This is a genomic window from Lactobacillus sp. ESL0263 (assembly GCF_003692845.1).
Lineage (GTDB): Bacteria > Bacillota > Bacilli > Lactobacillales > Lactobacillaceae > Lactobacillus > Lactobacillus apis.
Map to the genome: position 1 here is coordinate 119,655 of NZ_REHL01000006.1, position 20,793 is coordinate 140,447.

Here is a 20,793-nt window from a genome sequence, read left to right on the forward strand (position 1 = left end):
GCCTTACTAAATAGACACAACAAAAAGCCAATGACATCAAATAGATGCCATTGGCTTTTTTTAGTATTATTGACTTTTAATTCAATAAAAATTATCTTCTGACGAAGCTTTGCTTACACTTTTTATACTTATTTCTTACGAATGTTCAAATACGTTTTGACTAGATTATCGACTGTAAAGCCTGATTTCTTTATCAGTTCATCACCATCGCCACTTTCACCAAAGTGATTGATGCCAACACTTGCGCCATCTAGTCCTACAAATTGTCCCCAATCATAAGTTGATGCCATTTCAATTGATACACGATACTTAATTGACTTAGGCAATACCTTTTCCTGATAATCTTTATCTTGTTCCAAAAAGCGTTCAAAACTAGGCATTGATACAACGCGAACATTTTCACCAGCCTTAGCAAGTTCTTTTTGTGCTTCTAGCGCCAGACTTACTTCAGAACCTGTGGCAAGCAAGATTCCCTCGGGCTTACTATTAAAGGCTTCAGAAAGAATATATCCTCCCTTGGCAACACCCGATGCAACTTCATCTCGATGATCAACCAATGTTGGAAGATTTTGTCTACCTAGAATGAAAGCAACGGGCTTTTCATTCTGATTAATTGCATCTTGCCATGCATAAAGTGTCTCCAAATAATCTGCTGGACGATATACCAACAAGTCTGGCATTGCCCTAAGCCCTTCCAATTGCTCAATTGGTTGATGGGTTGGACCATCTGGCCCTAAAGAAATAGAGTCATGTCCAAAAATAAAGATTGATGGAATTTTCATTAATGCTGCAAGTCGGATAGAATTTCTCATATAATCTGAAAAGATGAAGAAAGTATTACCGAATACTTTTGAACCACCATATAAAGTAATTCCGTTAATTGCTGTACCTTCAGCAAACTCACGAATACCAAAATATAGATTGTTGTTGTCATACGAATTAGCTTGAAAGCCTTGGTCGTCATCAAAAAAGGTTTTATCAGAACTACCTAAATCTGCGGAACCGCCCCAAAGATTAAGGTCAGATTCATTAGTAACCTGCAAAAAGTGATGCATAGCATCCCTAGTCGATTCTGACTCTGGCACATCTGACTCATTTTCTTCAAAATTCAATTTAACATTATTATTAATGTTTTTAACTAACTTACCACCTAGCTCTGGATATTTTTCTAAGTAGTCCTTTAGCATATCTGACCATTTTGAATGTTCTTTCTGTCCATCTTCTTTTACATGATCAAATACTTGATATGAACTTTCTGGTACTTCAAACATTTGATAATCGTAGCCCAGTTTCTTCTTTGTTTCCTGAAGCTGCGCATCATCCAAGACTGCACCATGAGCCAAATGATTATCTGCTAGTGGTGAGCCATAGCCAATTACTGTATTTACTTCAATAATAGTAGGGCGAGCTTTTTCATCCTGAGCTATTTTAATTGCATTATCAATTTCAGCAAGGGAATTACCGTCATTAACCTTGAGATAGTTCCAACCATATGCTTCAAACCTTTGAGCAACATTATCGTCACACTCATTTTCCATTGGGGCATCCATCGTATTACGGTTAGAGTCATACAATACTATCAAATTATTTAAGTGCAAATGACCAGCTAAACTAGCAGACTCATGACTAACGCCTTCCATTAAATCCCCATCACCAACAATTGCATAAACTTTATTATCAATAATGTTGTATGAGTCTTTATTATAGATTGAACTAAGATGTTTCTCTGCCATTGCCATTCCTACAGCCATTCCTAGTCCTTGACCCAATGGTCCAGTAGCGGCATCAACTCCTGAAGTAGTTATTTCAGGATGTCCTGGCGTCTTACTACCTAAGGTTCTGAAGTGCTTAAGATCATCAATTGAAATATCAAAACCAATCAAATGTAAAGTCGCATAAAGCATTGCTGATGCATGACCACCTGAAAGGACAAAACGGTCTCTGTTAAACCAATGAGGATCATTAACATCAAATTTCATGTTTTGGTAAATAGTATAAATAAGTGGAGCTGCACTTAATGCCATTCCAGTATGACCTGAATTAGCATTATGAATCTCATCAACACTCAAAGCACGAATCGTTTTTACCGCTAAATCGTCTTTTGCTGTATATTTCATTTTTTCTCCTTTATCTTGATTTAAACAAAAATATTATTTAGTTTTCTTTAGCTGCTTTGGCAGCTTTCTCTTTTTTGTCAAAAATAATTGAAACAATAAAGAAAACAACTAAGGCGGCAACAAGCGCAGCGATAATCAAACTACGACCACCAAGTAATCCACTATAACCAACGTATGAACCGACAATACCAAAGTCAGCATCAGCATAACTTGCTGTACCAAGGCCTAAATGCCCTAAAACTGGAATTAAAATGATTGGTACAAAGGAAATCAATAGACCGTGAACAAATGAGCCAATAACACAACCGCGACGGCCACCTACTGAGTTTCCAATTACACCAGCTGCGCCACCACACATAAAGTGAGCAACTACACCAGGAATAACAATTGTCATATGTAAAGCAACCATCAAAAATGTAGCAACTAAACCACCTACAAAACTTGAGAAAAATCCAATAATCACTGCATTAGGTGCAAATGTGAATAGAATTGGAATGTCCAGACCTGCTTTTGCGTTAGGAACTAGTTTACTTGAGATACCTTTAAATGCAGGAATTAATTCGTTCAAAATCATTCTTACACCAGCAAGCATGATGTAAACACCTGCTGAGAATGAACCTGCTTCAATCAACGCAAAGATTAAATAGTTAATGCCGCCACTCAATTTTTCAACATAAGTAGGACCAGCAAAAATAGCAATGATTAAATAAGCAACTGCCATTGTGATCGTAACCGCAATTGTATTGTCTCTTAGAAATGAAACTTTCTTAGAAACATGTAAATCTTCAGTAGACTTCGAAGAATCCCCAGTTACTTTAGCAACAAGTCCAGCAATTAAATATCCAAAATCACCAGTATGCGCAATCGCAATTTCATCGCTTTTGGTAACTTTTCGGACAAACGGTTGAATTAGAGCTGGCATAATCGTATCAAATAGTCCTAAAAAGGTACCACCAACAATAATTGAAGGAATCTCGGTAAAACCTGCCACTGCCAGTAAAACTGCCAACATACATGACATATTAATCATGACGTGACCAGATAAATAAATATATTTAAAATGAGAAACTCGTGCTAACAAAACATTGACAATCATTGCAACCAACAAGATTAATGCAGTTGCACTACCATATTTTGTTAATGCTGTTGCCGTAAAGGCTTCATTATTTGGAACAACTCCTTGTACATGGAAAGCCTGCATGAACATTTTTCCAAATGGAGTCAGTGAATCAGTGATGACACCCGATCCTCCTGTTAGAACCAAAAAACCTACAAATGTTTTCAAACCTCCTGAAATTACTTCAGTAGAATCCTTCTTTTGCAAAATCAAACCTAGGACTGCTACTAAAGCAACTAAAATAGAAGGTGTTCTAGCTATACTCAAAAAGAAATTTAAAACTTCATTCATTAGTCTTCACTTCCACTCTCTTTATCGCTACTATTCAAATATTCTTGTATTTTATTTTTTAATTCGTCTTTATCAATAATGCTATCTAGTGCAGTAACATTTTCTGGGCCTACTACATTTACTACTGCATCATACATATCACGACCAACAAAGAAGTGGTCTGCAACATCTCTATTTAGACCAGACAAATCAATATGTGTTGTTTCTACATCTTCTCTGCCTATCTGCTTTAAGACATCTTGCATATTCATATCAACCATGAAGGATGAACCAACACCAGTACTACAACATGCTCCTAATTTCATTTTTCGCCTTTCTTAATTAAATCTACTATTTCACTTGCACTTTTCGCGTTCATTATCTTAGAAACATCATTTTTATTACCTAAGATTTTCGCTAGTTCCGAAAGTGCATTTAAATGGGATGTAGAATCTGCTGCTGCCAACACAATGATCAATTTTATTTTGTGTTCTGAATCGACCAGATCAATGTCATGGTCTAGTAACAGGAGCGACATCCCCAACTTATTAACACCCTCACTAGGACGAGCATGCGCTAATGCAATTTCCGTACCAATATTGATATATGGGCCATTTTCCTTAACATTTCTAATCATTGCATCTACATATTTTTCAGAAATATTACCTTTTTCTAGTAATGGCTGCGCACACGCTCTTATTGCTTGTTCCCAATTAAGAGAATCATTATGATTAAATTTAATCGTATCTTCTGTTAATATCTCGCTTAACAATGGTCCTGTCCTTTTTTTCTTACTTTCATGCCGTTTTTTCTCAATTAGAATTTGTCTAATTCCCTTTTCAAGCTCTACTCTGTTAACTACCTTTGCATTATCATAAATTGTTTCCATGATGGCCTTATACTCAGTTTGGAGATTTTCTGAATTAGTTATGCCGTTTAGCTGAAAGAAATTATCAATATTCTCAAAATCTTTACTTGAAAGAACAGTGTTTACTTTTAACCAGGGGAGTTTTGTTTGTACCAAAGAAATATTAGTAATAATTACTTTTTCTTGGATTGCACGATTCTTTAATTCTGAGGGGGAAATGGGAATACTGAAATTAACATATGGATACTGTTCAACCATTTGAGTCATTAAAAAACCAGCTGAGCCATTACTACCAGAGCTTACTAAAAGTACTTTTGGCTCAGTCTCGACCACACGTGAAATTTGTGAAGCAAAGTAGATTGAAACTAGACCAACTTCATAATCATTGAGACTGGCACCAATAAATCTTTCAAAGGGATGAATGCTCATTTTGGTATAAATATAAATATCTGGATAGTTCTCTTTGATTAAATCAAAATCACTCTTTTGATATTGTTGACGGTATTTCACTCTAAAAAACGTTGTAGCTAAATGGACAACTAAATCTTGGTGAAGTTTGTTTTCATCTCTAAAAGAACAGTCAGCTAAGTTTTTGAACTCTTTGATAATTACAGAAACAATTTGACTAATCTCTTGATTAATACTATCTTTCGAAAGCTTTCTTTTTTGTCCACCTAAAAGTACGGAAGTTAAATAAGTTTTTTCAAATTCGTCATATTTATCGCCTAATAAAATCGATAAAAAAGCACTGGAAAATTTATATTCTGGCTCCTCTTGTAACTTACTGTTTAAAGGGTAATTAAACTTTTTCGCTGTACTATTTCCATTAAAAATTCTCTCTAGTGTTAATGCATAGAAATGTTCAAAAACATAGATAAATTCATCTGAATAAATAATATTTTTCGAATTTTCCAGCGAATCTAGCCATTGGCTAATTAAAAAGCGTAACTCTTTAATTTCTTTTGTTTCATAGAGATTAGCTAATTCTTGATTAGAATATAGCCAGGAAAAAAGAAATTGCCGAATTTGAATTTCAGATCCACTTAAAAAGTGACCATCATAGTTTGAGATAATTGTTATTTCGTAGTCATTCATTTTTTGCTTGAGACTATCAATATCTTTTAAAACTGTTTGTTTGCTAACACCACACCTTTCGCTAACTTTTTGAATACTAAATTTGCCATTAATGAAAAGTTCAATAAATTCTAGATATTGTCTTTCGGTTGAACTATATTTACTCTGCTCTAACTTGGATTGATATAACATTAGTTCTCGTTTGCTATTCTCTCCCAAGTAATAGCCCTGACCATATACATTACGAATTCCTTCAATATTCAAAGACTTAAGCTTTTCATTAATTAGACTTAAATTTTTATATACACTCCTTTCAGAAATATCCACTTTTTCAGACATTTCACTAATCGTCATGAAATATTTAACTTTAACAAGGAGATTAATAATCTTGTGCTGGTTTTTGGTAAATTTCATGTTCATTGGATTTGCCTCCTTGTTGTCTTCATTATGAATAAATCGCTTCCATGAAAAAAGTTAACTAAGTTCAGTACAAAAACTGAACTAAAAAAGCATGAAGTATTTAAACTTCATGCTCTGTAAAATATCGTATTCAATTTTTTATATGCTTTGAACAAACTTAGTTAAAGCTGGATAAATTAACATATACTAATATATAAAAATTATTCTCTTAATAATCGTTTTGCAAGTGCAAAATCACCTACAGTTGCTGAACCATTATTTTCAATTTCAGGCATAACAATGTATTGATTAAGTTCAGGTACATGAACATAATCATTCAACAGTTTGGCAAAATCACGTCTTACTTTTTCTAAAAACTTTTCACTAGTAACACCGCCGCCAAAAACAATTTTATCAGGGCGCAAAATCAGTGTAACTTGCAAAGCAGCTTGAGCAACGTAGTAACTCATGATGTCCCAAACAGGATCTGATAGTGGAACATCCTTGCCTGGCTTATTCAAACGAGCATCAAAAGTTGGACCAGATACTAAACCTTCCAGACAATCTTTGTGGAAAGGACAAACACCTGCAAAATCAAGATCATCAGGATGACGCTTAAGCTTAACATGGCCCATTTCAGGGTGACCAAGTGAACCAACTAACTTGCCGTTAATAATTGCTCCACCACCAACACCGGTGCCAATAGTGTAATAAACAAGAGAGTCAATGTCTTCATTAGATAATTGTGACATCACATACTCACCATACGCTGATCCATTTACATCACTTGTGAAGTACATTGGTACATCAATCTCTTTTTTCAAATAACCAACAAAGTCAGTATTACTCCAGCCTGCCTTAGGTGTGTCAGTAATGTAGCCATAATTCGATGCAGTCTTACGTACTTCGATTGGTCCAAAAGAGGCAATTCCAATCGCATCAATATCAAACTTTTTGAAGTAGTCGACTGTTTTGCGAAGTGTTTCCTCTGGAGTTGTGGTTGGGAAAGTAGTTTGATCTTTAATCTGGTAATTTTCGTTACCGACGGCGCAAACAAACTTTGTTCCACCAGCTTCAATTGATCCTAATAACATATTTGCTCCTTTAACTAAAATATTGAGTTAATTTTATAATTAAATCCTACCACTTTATCGTCGTTTTCAAAATCTACCTTTACATTATTAGATTCAAATTCGCATTTATTGGTGCAAACATATTCTCCATTGTTTATAAAAAGTTCTGTAAGACCATTATCAATATAAAGTGATAAGCTTTCTATTCCGTATACATTATCTATTGTAACTTGATGTGCTCGAATTTGGTCATGTATTTTTACAATTAAAGAGTGTTCCTTAACTAAAATGCCATAAGATCCTCTTTTAGAAGAAATGTGGAATTCAAAGTTACTTGGGATATTACTGAAAACAAACTCAGAAGAGCTTGAATAATCTATTTTTTCTTGGATACGTGAACCAGCTCCATCTCTTAGCTTTTCGTACTCAGAAACAGGAAACACTAAAATCTTATCATTTTTTAGCACTAGTTCTCTAGGTATAGTCAACGCACCAATATTTTGGTAATTAGCTACACTTTCTTTCTCTTGCTCTATTGGTAAACCTAGCCAACCAAAAAGTAATCTTCGCTTTTTAATTGGATCATACATAGTTTGAGGAGCATAAAAGTCCCAGCCATAGTCCAATGTTTTACCCTGAGGTAATCTTTCGCCAGCAAACTTGGGATCACATAAGTAGTAACAGGAATCGAACCCATGCTTTTCATTTGTTTCAATCCCCTTTGGCGATCCTAAAAGAATGTTTTCTCCATTAAGACTGAAATAATCAGGACATTCTATCATATTGCCTAGCCCTTTCGCTTTGTTTAAAGTTTTTCCGACATAATGCCATTCACCATATATACTTTTACTTTGATAAAGCAAAAGTTGTCCGCAGCCTTCGTTACTTTCTCCACCTACTAGAATAAAAAAATAATTGTCCTTTTTAAAAATTTTAGGATCTCTAAATCTTTTAGTATTTATATTAGGATCTCTAGTAATTATTGGATTATTATTCCATTTTTCAAAATGGATTCCATCACTGCTTTCGGCAACGCAAATTGATTCGACATATGAATTTTGTTTATTCTTATGTCCAGCATATACCAAAAATAATTTATTTTCTTCAACGATCGCACTACCTGAATAGCAACCGTCAATATCATAAAAGCTGTCCGGTGCTAATGCAAAGTCAATCTGTTTCCATTTTATCAAGTCTGTTGATATAAAATGTGCCCAAAAAATCCTGTTAGAACTAGAATTAAAAGGATCATTTTGCAAAAAAACATGGTACTTTCCTTGATAAAAAACTAAGCCATTTGGGTCATTTGACCAGCCCGAATTAGGAGAAAGATGGTATCTATATCTATGGTTTTGGATTCTTAGTGTTTGATTAGCCTCATCAATTAAGTTCATTTTTGTACTTCCTAAATAAATAAAAGTAGTAAGATCATTTTTCTTACTACTTTTTCAATGCTATTCATTATCTGGATTATTAATTGTTTTTATTCTTTCAGAGTATGATTGCAATTTGCTTACCTCTATAAGTTTTGGTACAACTTCCTTTAAAGAATAACCTTGATTTCGTAAATTTATTGCTTCAATTAATGTCGGCATATTTACTCCTGACAAAATTTCAGAATCGTCACTAACCATTGACATTCTTTTGGCAATTTCGTTAAAGGGCGTGCCATATGATAAATCGACTAGAAATAGTACACTTTTATCTTTAACGGTTGCCATAATCTCGTCCAAATTTGCTTGAAAAATTTCTAAGCCTTTTTCATCTATACTAGCTGTAGTAATTTTATTTTCTTCAGGAAAGAAAAGCTTTACCGACTTTTTCATAGCTTCAGCCAACGGCCCATGCGAAGCAATAACAATATTAAACAATTCTTTTCTCTCCTTTTTATCAAATTAAGTCTTTTAAATAGACCATTTTATCTGTTGGTACCATTACTGCAGTAATTTCAACTCCACGATCCAAAAGAACGCGAAATGCTTGTTCTTCTTCAGGCGTAATGCTAACACTGGGCTTTATATGATGAGTGTTTTCTCTAGTAGACATGTTGCCCACATTTATTTTTTTAATATCCAATCCTTGATCCATTAATCTGACAACTGTCTCTGGATTTTTAACGATAACTAATACTTTTTGTCCTTTATAATTACCATTATTAATATTATTGACAGCCTTTTCTTCGGTTATCAACGATGTAGATACATTTGATGGTGCGGCCATTCTAAGCATTGTTTTCTGAATTTCGTTATTGGCTACTTCATCGTTAATGACCATTATTCTAGTAGCGCCCAGTTCATTAGTCCATAGTGTTGCAACCTGACCATGGATCAGTCGATCATCAATTCTGATGTGAATTATACCTTCCATAATTTTAAATCTCTTTTCTCAATAAACTATTTCATAATTCCAAGTAAGTACAGAACAATCGATAAGGCAATAATAATTAAAATGATATATATTGGCTTAACCTTCTTGCTTAATAAATAATAGACACCAAAAACTAAGGCTGCTGGTAAAAGACCAGGCATAATTTGATCAAGAATTTGGTTTCCAGTCATTGATAATGAACCTTGCTTAAATTTTAAAGCTAAGTTTGTTTTTACCACTGTTGGAATTAATCCGCCGACTACCATTAATCCTAAAATAGAAACACTTTCAGTTATTAACTTCATCTTTGTTTCAATTGATGTTAACAGGCTGGTTCCTGATTTCATACCGGCTTTAAACAAAGGAATTCCTAAAGCACGAAGAAGCCAAGTAACGATAAACCAAAGAAATATACCTACAGGACTACCGCTCAATGCCATATTTGCTGCAATTGCACCAAAGATAGTCCAAGGGATAACAACAAAGACACTATCTCCTAGTCCTGCCAAAGGACCCATTAAGCCTGTCTTCAAACCCATTACTGTCTTTAGACTGCTATCTTTTTCCTTTTCTTCAATTTCAATATTCATCCCCAATACATATGGAGCTAAATAAGGATTAGTGTTAAAAAATTGTAAGTGTGTTTTTACTGATTCTTTTAAACCTTTGGGATTATCCTTGTAGTTCTCCTTAAGGAAAGGAAGCATCGAATATGTGTATGCCAAGCCCATCATTTTTTCATAGTTTAATGATGCCCCGCCATTTAAAATCCATCTAAATAAAACGCGGTTTTTTGTCTTATTACTTACTTCTTTATTCGTCATCATTCATTCCTCCAGCACTTTGAACATTATTTTGTTCTTCACTATTTCTCTTATATAGAATTAAGGCTACGGCTGCACCAGCTAAAGCAATACCTAAAATTGTCATTTTTAGATAAACTGCTGCAACAAACCCAATAATCAAGTAGCCAAAGTAACTTTTTACAGGGAGGTAGCGTAACAATAAACCAATACCTAAAGCTGGTAGCAAGTTTCCTGCAACTGTCAAACCACCTGTGACCCATTGAGGAATAAAGGCAATAATTGATTTTACTAAAGATGGTCCTGCTATTACGGTCAATAAAACAGGTAATCCTGAAACCATCATGGTAGTTAATACACCACATATCTGCATTACTTCAATTTTGCCGTATTGCTCTTCATCTGCATATTTTTCAGCTTTATTTTGGAAGTAAATATTAACTGTCCATTTTAAAACATCCAGTTCAACCATTAACATTGCAACTGGAATAGCCAAAGTTATACCAATTGCAGCTTTTTGACCAGTCGTAATAGCTATGTATGTTCCGATAAGTGCAGCTGTTTGATAGTCAGGGACTGAAGCACCACCAAAACTTGAAATACCCAATGTCATTAACTGAAGCGTACCACCAATATAAAGACCTGTAGGTATATCTCCTAGAATTAAGCCAACTAAGAAACCTGCAACTACTGGTTGCGAGGTTCCCAGCATTGAACCATTTTTATCATAATTAATAAAGAAGCCGTATAAGACTATTAATGCAATTTGCCAAAATTGTACATTCACTATAAATCCTCCTAATAAACACTAGCCTGTTTCCAAGCTTTTATAATCTCACTTGGAAAACAGTTTTCTTTTCAAAAATCTAATAGCAATTTACGTGCCAAGTTCATTTCAAATATTAATTTTCCTCTACTAAACGCTGATTTATCAGAAATTTCATTGCCGATTAAAAATAATTTGATCTATGTAAATTAACTCTGATTTTGGAATTTTCACACTATAATTTTCTTTTATCACATTAAATGCGACATCAATTTCATCTAATTCTCGTTGATATTTTTGAGCAAATCTTTCTTCGAATTCTGGATTTATATTATTAGCTTCCTTCCTAATTAACCGCTCAATTAAGTAGCTGACATGAACATAAAGGGTAAACTTCTTTTGATTAGACAGAGTAATTGAAAATCGACGCTCAAGTTCTTGAATAAAAATAGTAATGTTTTCAATAACTTTGGGTGCATCAAGAATAGTAACCATATTAATGGTTTGCTCTAAGGAAAAGTTCTTAACTAAGTTATTGAGAATCGTTTCTATTTCTTGATTCGAAAATGCTGTTTTTAGCCAGTCACTTAACTTAGCTGTATCTTTGTCAGATAAAATTTGTTCAAGATAAATAAAATCAATTCCGTTAATGCTTGGGTTCTCAGTTCCAATGATGCCAACAACCTCATACATTTTCTTAATAATGCCCACTTCATGAGTATCTTTCAAAGCTTGAAAATCATACGGTACAATCTTAATTTTTTTATTCGGCAAGCAACGTTCCAAAAGTCTTGCAACATGCGTTGCGGTTCCAATTCCAGAATAACAAGTTGTTAGAATCACCTTTTGCTTACTGGTTTCCGGGTAGGTTAATTTGATTTCAATCTCTCCTGTTTGTTTTACTAATTGACTAATTTTCCGAAAATTACGTTTCTTTAGAATGCTTTCACCCACCGTTAAGGCTAATAATGTGGAAACATTGTTAATTAATAAAATCGGTGCATTAATCTGGCGTGGAAAAAGTGTTTCAATCTCTTTCAATGATCCCATATCAACTAGAATAATTAGGCCATGCGTCACATCATTATTTTCAGTATAATCAATTATTTTGTCGGCAATTTCTTGCGTACTAACATTAATTGGCATATCAAATGCATCAAGTGTATGTGCACCCAAAAGCCGGTTAACTACATTTGCTATGCTCCCAGCTGTGGCATAACCATGAGCAATCACAATTGCTTTAATCAAACCAGTCTTGGTAATAATCTCCAACTTGTTTAGATAAATAGTTAGAAAGATATAATCTACTTCATTAAGTTCAATATCCAAATTTGTCTTAATCAAATTAATTAACTTGGTTACATAAACATAAATGTCAAGATAGCGTTGGCGAACATCTTTGTTGAGCTTCATCAAAGCCTTTTGATTCTTTATTTCCTCACTGCTCCATTGAAACTTTTGGCGCTCAAATAAATAGTAACTAACTGCATATACTGCATTATTACTAATCTTTAGCTGATAAGCTGTTTTCATTTGTTCAAACAAATGGTTAACGCCATCGATCACATAGGAAAGCAATGGAATATGATCGCTATTATTTTTTTCAAAAAGCAAGGAATCAAATAGCTGGTACACTATTTGTTTTAACTTAGATTCACATTCAGCCAAATTATCATCACTTTGCTCATAGACTTTGAGTAACTTATTTAAGCTATTAAGAAAAATTTTCTTTTCGGGAAAATTTCGTTCAATTAAATCATCTACTTCTGTTTCATTTGTAATCATAATTGGCTTAGAAGAAGGATGATAGACCTCCACTTTGCTTTTATTCAAAACGTCTAGTGGTAAGTTATACGCCGTCAAAGTAATTGTCTCGTTATCCTTTTGATCAGCATTAGCGCGAGCAATTGTTAACTTAATTGCATTTTTTAAGTCTCCTATATTGCCGGTTGGCTGATAGTTGGCCAACATGTCTAAAACTTGGTCGCTAATAGAAAGTGGTTTAGCAATCTTTTTTTGCTCATTGTTAAAAAGCGTATAAACCAAATTCAAGCGCTCTTCCTTACTCCGTTGACTAAGCGGAGGCAAAGTGATTTTTACGGGAATACGACGTGTAAAAGTAGTTAAAAAACTGGTATCCAGATCCTCAGTTGTGGCAAAACACAATCTCACATGGACCCTTTTTCCTTTTTTCGTTTCACCAACTGGATAAACTATCCCCTGATCTAAATAAGTAAATAGCTTTTCTTGCCCTTTAGGACCAAGTCGGTGAACTTCATCCAAAAAGAGAATTCCACCATCTGCTTCCACAAATGCACCCTCATGATCTTCATCAGCACCAGTAAAAGCACCTTTTTTATAGCCAAAAAGATTGCTAGTTAATAGTTCTGGATTGTCAGCGTACTGTGCACAGTTGATTGTTATAAAGGGCGCAGACTTTTTAATTAATTTATGTGTGCGGCAAAAACGATTGATCAAGCTGACCAAATAACTTTTTCCTGTACCACTTTCACCATTAATCAGCAAAGGCAAGCCGCCGTTAGGATAGAGAACTGCGGCCCTAACCCGCTCAATGCTCTCCTTCAAGCTAGGATTAATTTGGACGAACCGTTTTAGTAAATCTTGGTTGCTATTTTCTTGTTCTAATTTTGTAACGGATTGATAGACACTTTTTTTCAGTTTATAGTTCTCTTTTTCAAAGCTTGCGCGGTGAAGAAAATGCACAGGTCTAGTTTCAATTTTTACCAATTTCTCTTCATTAGTCAGTTGATTTAAATACAAACTGACGGTATTGCGCTTTGCGTTTAAAGCTTTAGCAATTCCACCAGCAGTATATTTGTCATCTAATTCCTCCAAATTGACTGTTTTCGTTTCTTTATCCAAGTAATGTAAAATCTCGTCTTTTAGCATAATGACCTCTTTTTTAAATACCGTCTCAACTTAAAACCGCTTTCAAAGTCATTTTACATTAACTTTATTAACAAATCTGAGCTTTTTTCACTGTAGCAAACTGTGAATCCGGCTGGCAGAAAAAGATTTTTCATCTAATTCGCTCTTGTTATAGTGTTTTTTCTCTTTGGCGCACGCACTTTTTATTAATTTAAAAAGCATTTGTGTGAAAAATTTATATCAGTGTGAAAACAAAAAGGACTTGAAGCTATTGTCTTCAAGTCCTTTAAAAATTATTTTTGTTTAAATTAAATTATTTTTCTACTACACTTCCTGGATAGCGGCCGATCAGCAATACTGGTGTTTCAGCTACTGTTCCATATTCAACGAATTCTTTTAGTTGCTTAAGCGAAAGATCAGCAATTTTCTTCTCTTTACCAGTTAATTTAGCGGCCTCGTTTTGCGCCTGACCTAATAAATCAGCTGTCGGATTTTGATTAACTTTTGCAGTCATTACACCTAATTCAGCTTCTATTAGTGGCTGTAATTTTGGATTATCCAAGTTCTTATTATAAATGCCATTAATGTATGAAGTATAACCCTTGAATTTACCATTCTTTGATACAAGATCAACGAATACATTGTTGTGGATTAACCTTACTTTTTTTGCTTTAAAAAGAGTATTGCTTTTTACAATCTTCTTAAGTGACTTTTTACCATAAGGCTTACCGTTAGGCTTATACAAAGCACCTTTAGCTGCATTAGGTAGTTTAAATGAATAGCCAGCTTTTGCTAATTTCTTAGTCCAAGCTTTTGTTGAATAATGGTACGGTGTCTTTTTATTCGCAGCTGTCTTAGCAGAAATAATATTACTTGATGTTGCTACCGCTGCAATCGGAGCACAAAGAAGAGCTGCCGCTAAAGCGATTTTTGATATTCTTACTAATTTTAATTTCATTTCATTAAACCACCCTTTATATATTTAATCGCTTTTTTAAATCTAAAAACTATTTTACAAGATGAACTTCATAGAAGTTTACGCTCTTGACGTATTTGCCTTCGCCAACTCTATATGTTTTCTTGAATTTCTCTAAAGCTTTATATTGATCACCGTAGATGGTTACAGTGGCACCCTTCTTGAGAAGCTGGCGTGATACCTTCTTACCATTAGACTTGTATACGTAAGAATTTCTCTTCAACTTAGCCTTGGTACCAGTAATGTTTCTTACACGAACATATTCGTCTTTATCTACTACCTTGTAGAAATGTTGACCATTAAATGTATAAATCTTTAACTTATCTTTTTCAACTACAAGATTAAGGAAGCTATATGCCTTGGCAATCTTAGAAGTCTTCTTGATCTCCTTAGTGTAAAGAACAGACTTGAACATTACCTTAGTTGATTTACCCTCTTCTTTGGTATCCTTATTTTCCGCATTATTCTTGTTATTATCTGAAGCAGTTACATCTGCACTTGCTTGTGAAGTAGATTCAATGGAACTTGGAGTGGTATTGGTCCATGGAATAGATGGTTCAGTAGGCTTAACAGTTAAGTCTTTTTCTGCTTTATCCAATGCATCAGTTGCAGCCTTGACATCTTCCAATGTAGCGTCTTTGTTTGCCAAGACATCTTTTGCCTTGTCTAAAGCTTTTTCATAAGTCTTCTTGGATTCATCAGTGTATTTACCCAAATCCTTCTTGGTGCCTGCGTCAACCTTGGCCTGAAGTTCCTTCTTTGCCTTAGACAACTCGTCATCTGAAGTACCATTTTCTTTATCAGCCAATCCCTTTTCTGCTTTATCCAATGCATCAGTTGCAGCCTTGACGTCTTCCAATGTAGCTTCGTCTTTTGCTAAGACATCTTTTGCCTTGTCTAAAGCTTCTTCATAAGCCTTCTTGGAATCATCAGTGTAGCCACTCAAGTCCTTCTTAGCACCGGCGTCAACCTTGGCTTGAAGTTCCTTCTTTGCCTTAGACAACTCGTCATCTGAAGTACCATTTTCTTTATCAGCCAATGCCTTTTCTGCTTTATCTAATGCATCAGTTGCAGCCTGAACATCTTTCAATGTAGCATCTTTGTCTGCCAAAACATCTTTTGCCTTGTTTAAAGCTTCTTCATAAGCTTTCTTAGAATCATCAGTGTAGCCACTCAAGTCTTTCTTTTCGCCAGCATCAACACCAGCTTGAAGCTTTTCTTTAGCCTTGGATAATTTTTCTTCATCTGCACTAGGATTAGTTTTCTCATTAAGATCCTTGACCTCTACAGATTTAACATCAGATTCATTACCATACTTATCAACAGCCTTGAATTCAACGGTACCATTTTCAGTGACTTTGAGTCCGTCGGCTGGCATATCCTTGAATGTCTTGCCGCCATCAACACTGTAAACCACCTTTGCATCAGGCTCCTTGGTAGTAGCTTCAAGGAGAGCAGACTCAGCATCTTCTGCCATAGTTTGCTTTACATCAGGCTCATCTAAGGTCTTTTTTGGTTCATAGTAAACAACTAAAGCTTGAGTAGTTTCATTGCCTTGGGCATCAGTTACTTTAATATTAAAAGTATTCTTACCCTTCTTCAATTCAACTTCATACTTAAAGTCCTTCTTGACACCTTCCTTGCTGTTGTAATCTACATCCCCCCAGGCAGATTCAATATTATTACCATTGATTGATAGTCCATAGTAATTGTAGTCATCAGTGACAGTACCAGAAATAGTATATTTATCCTTGTTAATGTAAACAGGACCATCATCATCTAGGGTTAAAACAGGTGATTCTGCATCTACATAGAAAGTTAGTCTCTCTTGAGTAGTTTCTCTAACAGTTGAATCACCAATCAAAGCATTTATAATCTTAGCACCGTGAGTACCAACATTTAGCGTTACTTCAAATGTTTGATCAGAATTAATCTTCACGTCCTTACCATCAATTTGCAAAGTAGTAGTTGGTCTTCTTACCTTGCCAGTAATAGTCAACTGGCCAGTTTTAGGATCATAGTTTTTGGTATTAGCGCTAACGGTGCTGGTGCCCCACTTGATGCCGTTATCGAATGTAACGTCACTGCTTTTTACAGTTGTTTTACCATGATCACTAGACTTAACCTTTTGTTCAATACTGGATGAATTACCATCTTCATCAGTTGTCACAAGATTAAAGTTGTTTTCACCAAAGCTTACTGGTAATTCAACAGAGAAAGTATGGTCATCCTTTAAATCAACTGATATGTCATCTTCGCCATCTTGCTTAATTACTAACGACTTAGTATCATCACTCACTTTACCTGATAGCTTAACAGTAGCTTCAGATGTTTGGGCCAATTCAGCTGATGAATCCTTGCTTGCATCGTAAGTATCAGTCTTATCAACGGTTAAGCTTTCAACCTTGGCTGGTACAAGACTAACTGTAATTTCTTTTTCTTTAAGGACGGTCTTATGGTCAGCATCGGCATAAAGGGTAACCTTTGTCTTGTAATCGTCCTTAGTAAGTGGAAGCGCAGCAGCAAATGTATTATCATCGTCACTTTCGATATCTAAGTCATGAGTCTCACCATGCTTATCAGTATAAGTACCATATACCTTGCTTGGGTAACTACCTGAGAAGACAAAGGATTCAGTGTCAGGATCATAATTCTTAGTCTTTGAAGAAATCTTATCTGGTAAGCCACCATCTCTAAGAACTAAGCCAAAGCCAGTTTCACCAGGTTTATTGCTTTTACCTGAAGCAGTTCCTGCATTTGAAGCATTATCAAATAAAGCTACAGCAAAGTCATTAGTACCTGCTTGTAAAGCTTTTACCTGTTCAGGAGATAAGTCGATTTCAACTTTTTGGAAGCCTTCTTCATCTACCTTAACAGTTGGATCATATGCTAACTGACTGAAGATACCATTTATAGAAACATTCGCGTCACCACTCAAACCACTAAGGTCGTCCTTAGCTTCGACAGACAAGTAGTAACGAGTCTTTTCTTGGCCGTCGGCACCCTTTTCTGTACTTGATTCTAACTTGAGATTCTTTAATACAGGTTTAACACTGTCTACCTTAACTGGCATATCGTAGTGCTGCTCCGTGTTTGTGCCATCAACAGTAGCAGAGATTCTGTAAGTGTATGTTCCATCAGGCACTTTAACTGTCTTGTTAGCTTGTTGGTCAAAGTATGTACCATGCCACTCAGGAGCTTCATCAAAGTAATTGTATGTTTGAGCTGGTGCATAGTAGTATGACTTAGTGGCATTACTCAATGAAGCTAAAGTATTAATTACTTTGCCATCTTTATCCAAAATTTGAGCCTTAACGTTATTCGCATTTCTATATAAGTAATATGTCGGTTTAAACCATTGGAATTGAGCATTATCTGCAGTAGAAATTGCGAATTTCGAGGAATCAAATACATAATTACCTTCATCATCAATATCTAAGCCCGGGTTAGCATTAATAGAGTCATTACCAACAGTTACAATGGTACCCAAGATGTTATTCTCAGGGTGGAACACGTCTGGATCATTTAAGCTAGCAAAGATTGGCAAATCTGAACTTGCCCAGTCGCCAAAGAATCCCATGTATGGTAAACGCAATTGTGAACTATCTGATCCATTAAAGGTCAGGAATCCTTCAACAAACTGGTTTTCCTTAAAATCAGATGGCAGTGCTAATGTAATAGTTAATTCCTTAGTTGAATTTGCAGGAACAGCTACATCACCATCAGCTTGAACTGAAGCACCATCAATCTTCTTGTCGTATAAAACTGAACTACTATCAATAGCAGAAGTATAAACATCTGATTCTTTACCATTATTAGTTAACTTATAAGTTAAAGTCTTATCCGTTCTATTAACAAACTTAACTTTGAAGTTGAGTGTTCTATTTGTGAAGCTCTTAAGTTCAACACCTGGATAGCCATTGCTACCAACAACAGTCGAAGGATTTTTAGCTAATGCCTGAATAGTAGCTTGTGCATTGATAAATCCAGCACCTTGTCTACGAGGTGAAACAATTACATTATCATGACTAATATCAGGTTGAATACTTGCAGTATTCATTTCCAAAGCCTTAATAAATGCTGTTCTTTCATCTGGACTCATCTTTTGATAAATTTCATAGAAAGAACCATTTTTATCATTCATTGCTTGACTAACAAGTGCTTGCGTACCAGCAATAAATGGAGACGCCATAGAAGTACCTGACATGTTAGTATAGCCATTATTGTTTTGCGTTGACCAAATATTTCCACCAGGTGCTGAAATATCTGGTTTAAAGGCCAAATTAGAAACAGGACCATATGAAGTAAAGTCAGACATTAAATCTGTCTTGAGCGCTGAATTATCTAATGGCTGTACAGCAATACTTACCTTTAATGCTTCATCAGGATTTTTTTCAACGTATTCTACTAACTTGCTTCCAGCAGCCCCTGATAATCCAACAGTTGGGAACCCGGCATTAAGTTGCATGTTAGTTAATGCACCGGCTTGATTATTAACAATGATTAAACCAGCAGCCCCTGCTTCTTGCGCAAATTTTTGTTTATCTGTAAAAGCAAGAGCCCCACGCTTAACGATGGCAATTTTCCCCTTAACATCAGATGTATATTGATTTGCAGAACCTATACCTAATTGTCCGTTTTTATCTTTAACAACATAGAATTGCTTGTCATTAAAGAATGAACGATCGGTACCTTCTGAAAGTTGAGTAGCTTCTGGGCCTGCTACTACAGTTTTACCATCAGCTGAAGTAAAAGTTATACCATCAGTAGTAACTTTATTATTTTCTGCTGATGCAACCGTTGTGGCAGTTCTGGCAGTACCCGGACTACCTATAGTTTCCATATCAGGATTGCCATAATATGCCTTGTTGTTGCCATCAGATTTTGAGTTTGAGGTCCCGGAGTTACCAGCAGAAATTACAGCAGCAGTACCTGTCTTAGTAGCACGCTCAACAGCAGCAATTTCTGGATCATCATCAGTTTGCTGACCAGAAACAGAACCTAAGGACATGTTCAAAACATCAGCACCAAGTTTAGCTGAATCATCAATTGCCCCAATAACGCTAGTAGAATCAGTAGAAGCAGAACTAGCTGAATTAGAGAATGCCTTCATTGCTAATAACTGAGCTTCTGGAGCAACACCTACAACTGAATTAACAGAATCTGAAGTACCATTGGCACCTACGATACCTGAAACGTGCATACCGTGTTGAGTACTAGAACTATTGTCAGTAATATTGTCATTGTTATCTGAATAGTTATGTCCATATGGGACCTTTTCAGTAAAGTAGCGACCATAACCTGCTTCTTTAGTGAAAGCAGCAACCTTTTCCCTAGTTAATTTTGCTTTAGATTCATCACTCAAACGTAGATCTTTATGATTAGGATCAATACCTGTATCGATGATAGAAACTACAGTGCCTTCACCTTTATATTTATAATTATTCCAAACTGTTGAAACATTAGCCATATCATCAGCTGAAGAATCATTGGCATAGTAAACCTTTGCCAAAGTTACAGATTTAACACCTGGAATAGCTCTTAATTTTTGAATATCTTTAACCTTTGCTTTAGTAGCAAAACCGTTAACTACATAACCATAGCTTTGACCAATTGCTTGATTGGTAATTGCCTTTATATTTGCTTTAACTGAAGCCTGTTGAGCAATTACTTGTTTTGTAGCCCGCTCAATTTCTGCACTACTTGAATTTGTGTTTACTGAACCATTTGCAGCTGCAGGTGCAGCAGACAATTGAACAATTACATCAACATATACATCTTGCTTTTCGCTAGAAGTTAAATGCTTAAGATTAACTCCCTTTGCAGCTAATTGTGCTTCAATTGCTTTGTTTGTCACGCCCACTGTAGCTGATTCTGTTACTTTAGAGCTTTTTGCAACAGTTTTTGTTTGACTGTCAACACTGGCTTTAACTTGCAGTTCAGCATTAGAGAATACAGAAAGTGCAGCCGCACAAACTAGCACTCCCACATACTTATTTTTTTTCATGGTTAGTCCCCCAAGCCTAATTAATAAAAGTGTTTTTGCCTGATTAAATTAATAATGTTACCAATTT

General features: G+C 35.2%; 13 protein-coding genes. All 13 read right to left on the minus strand.

Annotated elements, in window-relative coordinates; genetic code table 11:
* Positions 1-128 precede the first annotated feature (128 nt).
* The 13 genes from tkt to F5ESL0263_RS07030 all read right to left on the minus strand — a co-directional run bounded on the left by tkt (position 129) and on the right by F5ESL0263_RS07030 (position 20,726).
* Positions 129-2,117, minus strand: coding sequence for a transketolase (gene tkt, locus F5ESL0263_RS06970; RefSeq protein WP_122035875.1), 1,989 nt, complete (start codon positions 2,115-2,117; stop codon positions 129-131).
* Positions 2,118-2,154: 37 nt separating this feature from the next.
* Positions 2,155-3,525 carry a PTS ascorbate transporter subunit IIC gene (locus F5ESL0263_RS06975; RefSeq protein WP_122035877.1) on the minus strand — a complete coding sequence of 457 codons (1,371 nt, stop codon included), beginning with the start codon at positions 3,523-3,525 and terminating at the stop codon, positions 2,155-2,157.
* Positions 3,525-3,830: a PTS sugar transporter subunit IIB gene (locus F5ESL0263_RS06980; protein ID WP_122035879.1), complete on the minus strand. Its 306-nt coding sequence runs from the start codon at positions 3,828-3,830 to the stop codon at positions 3,525-3,527. The genes F5ESL0263_RS06975 and F5ESL0263_RS06980 overlap by 1 nt, the downstream gene beginning before the upstream one ends.
* Entirely contained in the window at positions 3,827-5,866 is a 2,040-nt protein-coding gene (locus F5ESL0263_RS06985; protein WP_122035881.1) for a PTS sugar transporter subunit IIA, read from the minus strand. The genes F5ESL0263_RS06980 and F5ESL0263_RS06985 overlap by 4 nt, the downstream gene beginning before the upstream one ends.
* Positions 5,867-6,066: 200 nt before the next feature.
* Positions 6,067-6,939: a fructokinase ScrK gene (scrK, locus tag F5ESL0263_RS06990; RefSeq protein WP_122035883.1), complete on the minus strand. Its 873-nt coding sequence runs from the start codon at positions 6,937-6,939 to the stop codon at positions 6,067-6,069.
* 14 nt (positions 6,940-6,953) lie between these two features.
* Positions 6,954-8,312 (minus strand): hypothetical protein, encoded by a 1,359-nt coding sequence (locus F5ESL0263_RS06995; protein WP_122035885.1) that lies wholly within the window; start codon positions 8,310-8,312, stop codon positions 6,954-6,956.
* A gap of 60 nt (positions 8,313-8,372) precedes the next feature.
* Entirely contained in the window at positions 8,373-8,789 is a 417-nt protein-coding gene (locus F5ESL0263_RS07000; RefSeq protein ID WP_122035887.1) for a PTS sugar transporter subunit IIA, read from the minus strand.
* A 19-nt stretch (positions 8,790-8,808) separates the two neighbouring features.
* Positions 8,809-9,285 carry a PTS sugar transporter subunit IIB gene (locus F5ESL0263_RS07005; protein WP_122035888.1) on the minus strand — a complete coding sequence of 159 codons (477 nt, stop codon included), beginning with the start codon at positions 9,283-9,285 and terminating at the stop codon, positions 8,809-8,811.
* A 26-nt stretch (positions 9,286-9,311) separates the two neighbouring features.
* On the minus strand, positions 9,312-10,112 hold the full coding sequence (locus tag F5ESL0263_RS07010; protein WP_122035890.1) for a PTS system mannose/fructose/sorbose family transporter subunit IID: 801 nt from the start codon (positions 10,110-10,112) through the stop codon (positions 9,312-9,314).
* Entirely contained in the window at positions 10,099-10,875 is a 777-nt protein-coding gene (locus F5ESL0263_RS07015) for a PTS sugar transporter subunit IIC (RefSeq protein ID WP_122035892.1), read from the minus strand. The genes F5ESL0263_RS07010 and F5ESL0263_RS07015 overlap by 14 nt, the downstream gene beginning before the upstream one ends.
* 153 nt (positions 10,876-11,028) lie before the next feature.
* Positions 11,029-13,764, minus strand: coding sequence for a sigma 54-interacting transcriptional regulator (locus tag F5ESL0263_RS07020; protein ID WP_122035898.1), 2,736 nt, complete (start codon positions 13,762-13,764; stop codon positions 11,029-11,031).
* A 292-nt stretch (positions 13,765-14,056) separates the two neighbouring features.
* On the minus strand, positions 14,057-14,701 hold the full coding sequence (locus F5ESL0263_RS07025) for a hypothetical protein (protein WP_122035899.1): 645 nt from the start codon (positions 14,699-14,701) through the stop codon (positions 14,057-14,059).
* A gap of 49 nt (positions 14,702-14,750) precedes the next feature.
* Positions 14,751-20,726, minus strand: a complete 5,976-nt coding sequence (locus F5ESL0263_RS07030) for a S8 family serine peptidase (protein ID WP_122035901.1) — start codon at positions 20,724-20,726, stop codon at positions 14,751-14,753.
* Between the last annotated feature and the right edge of the window lie 67 nt (positions 20,727-20,793).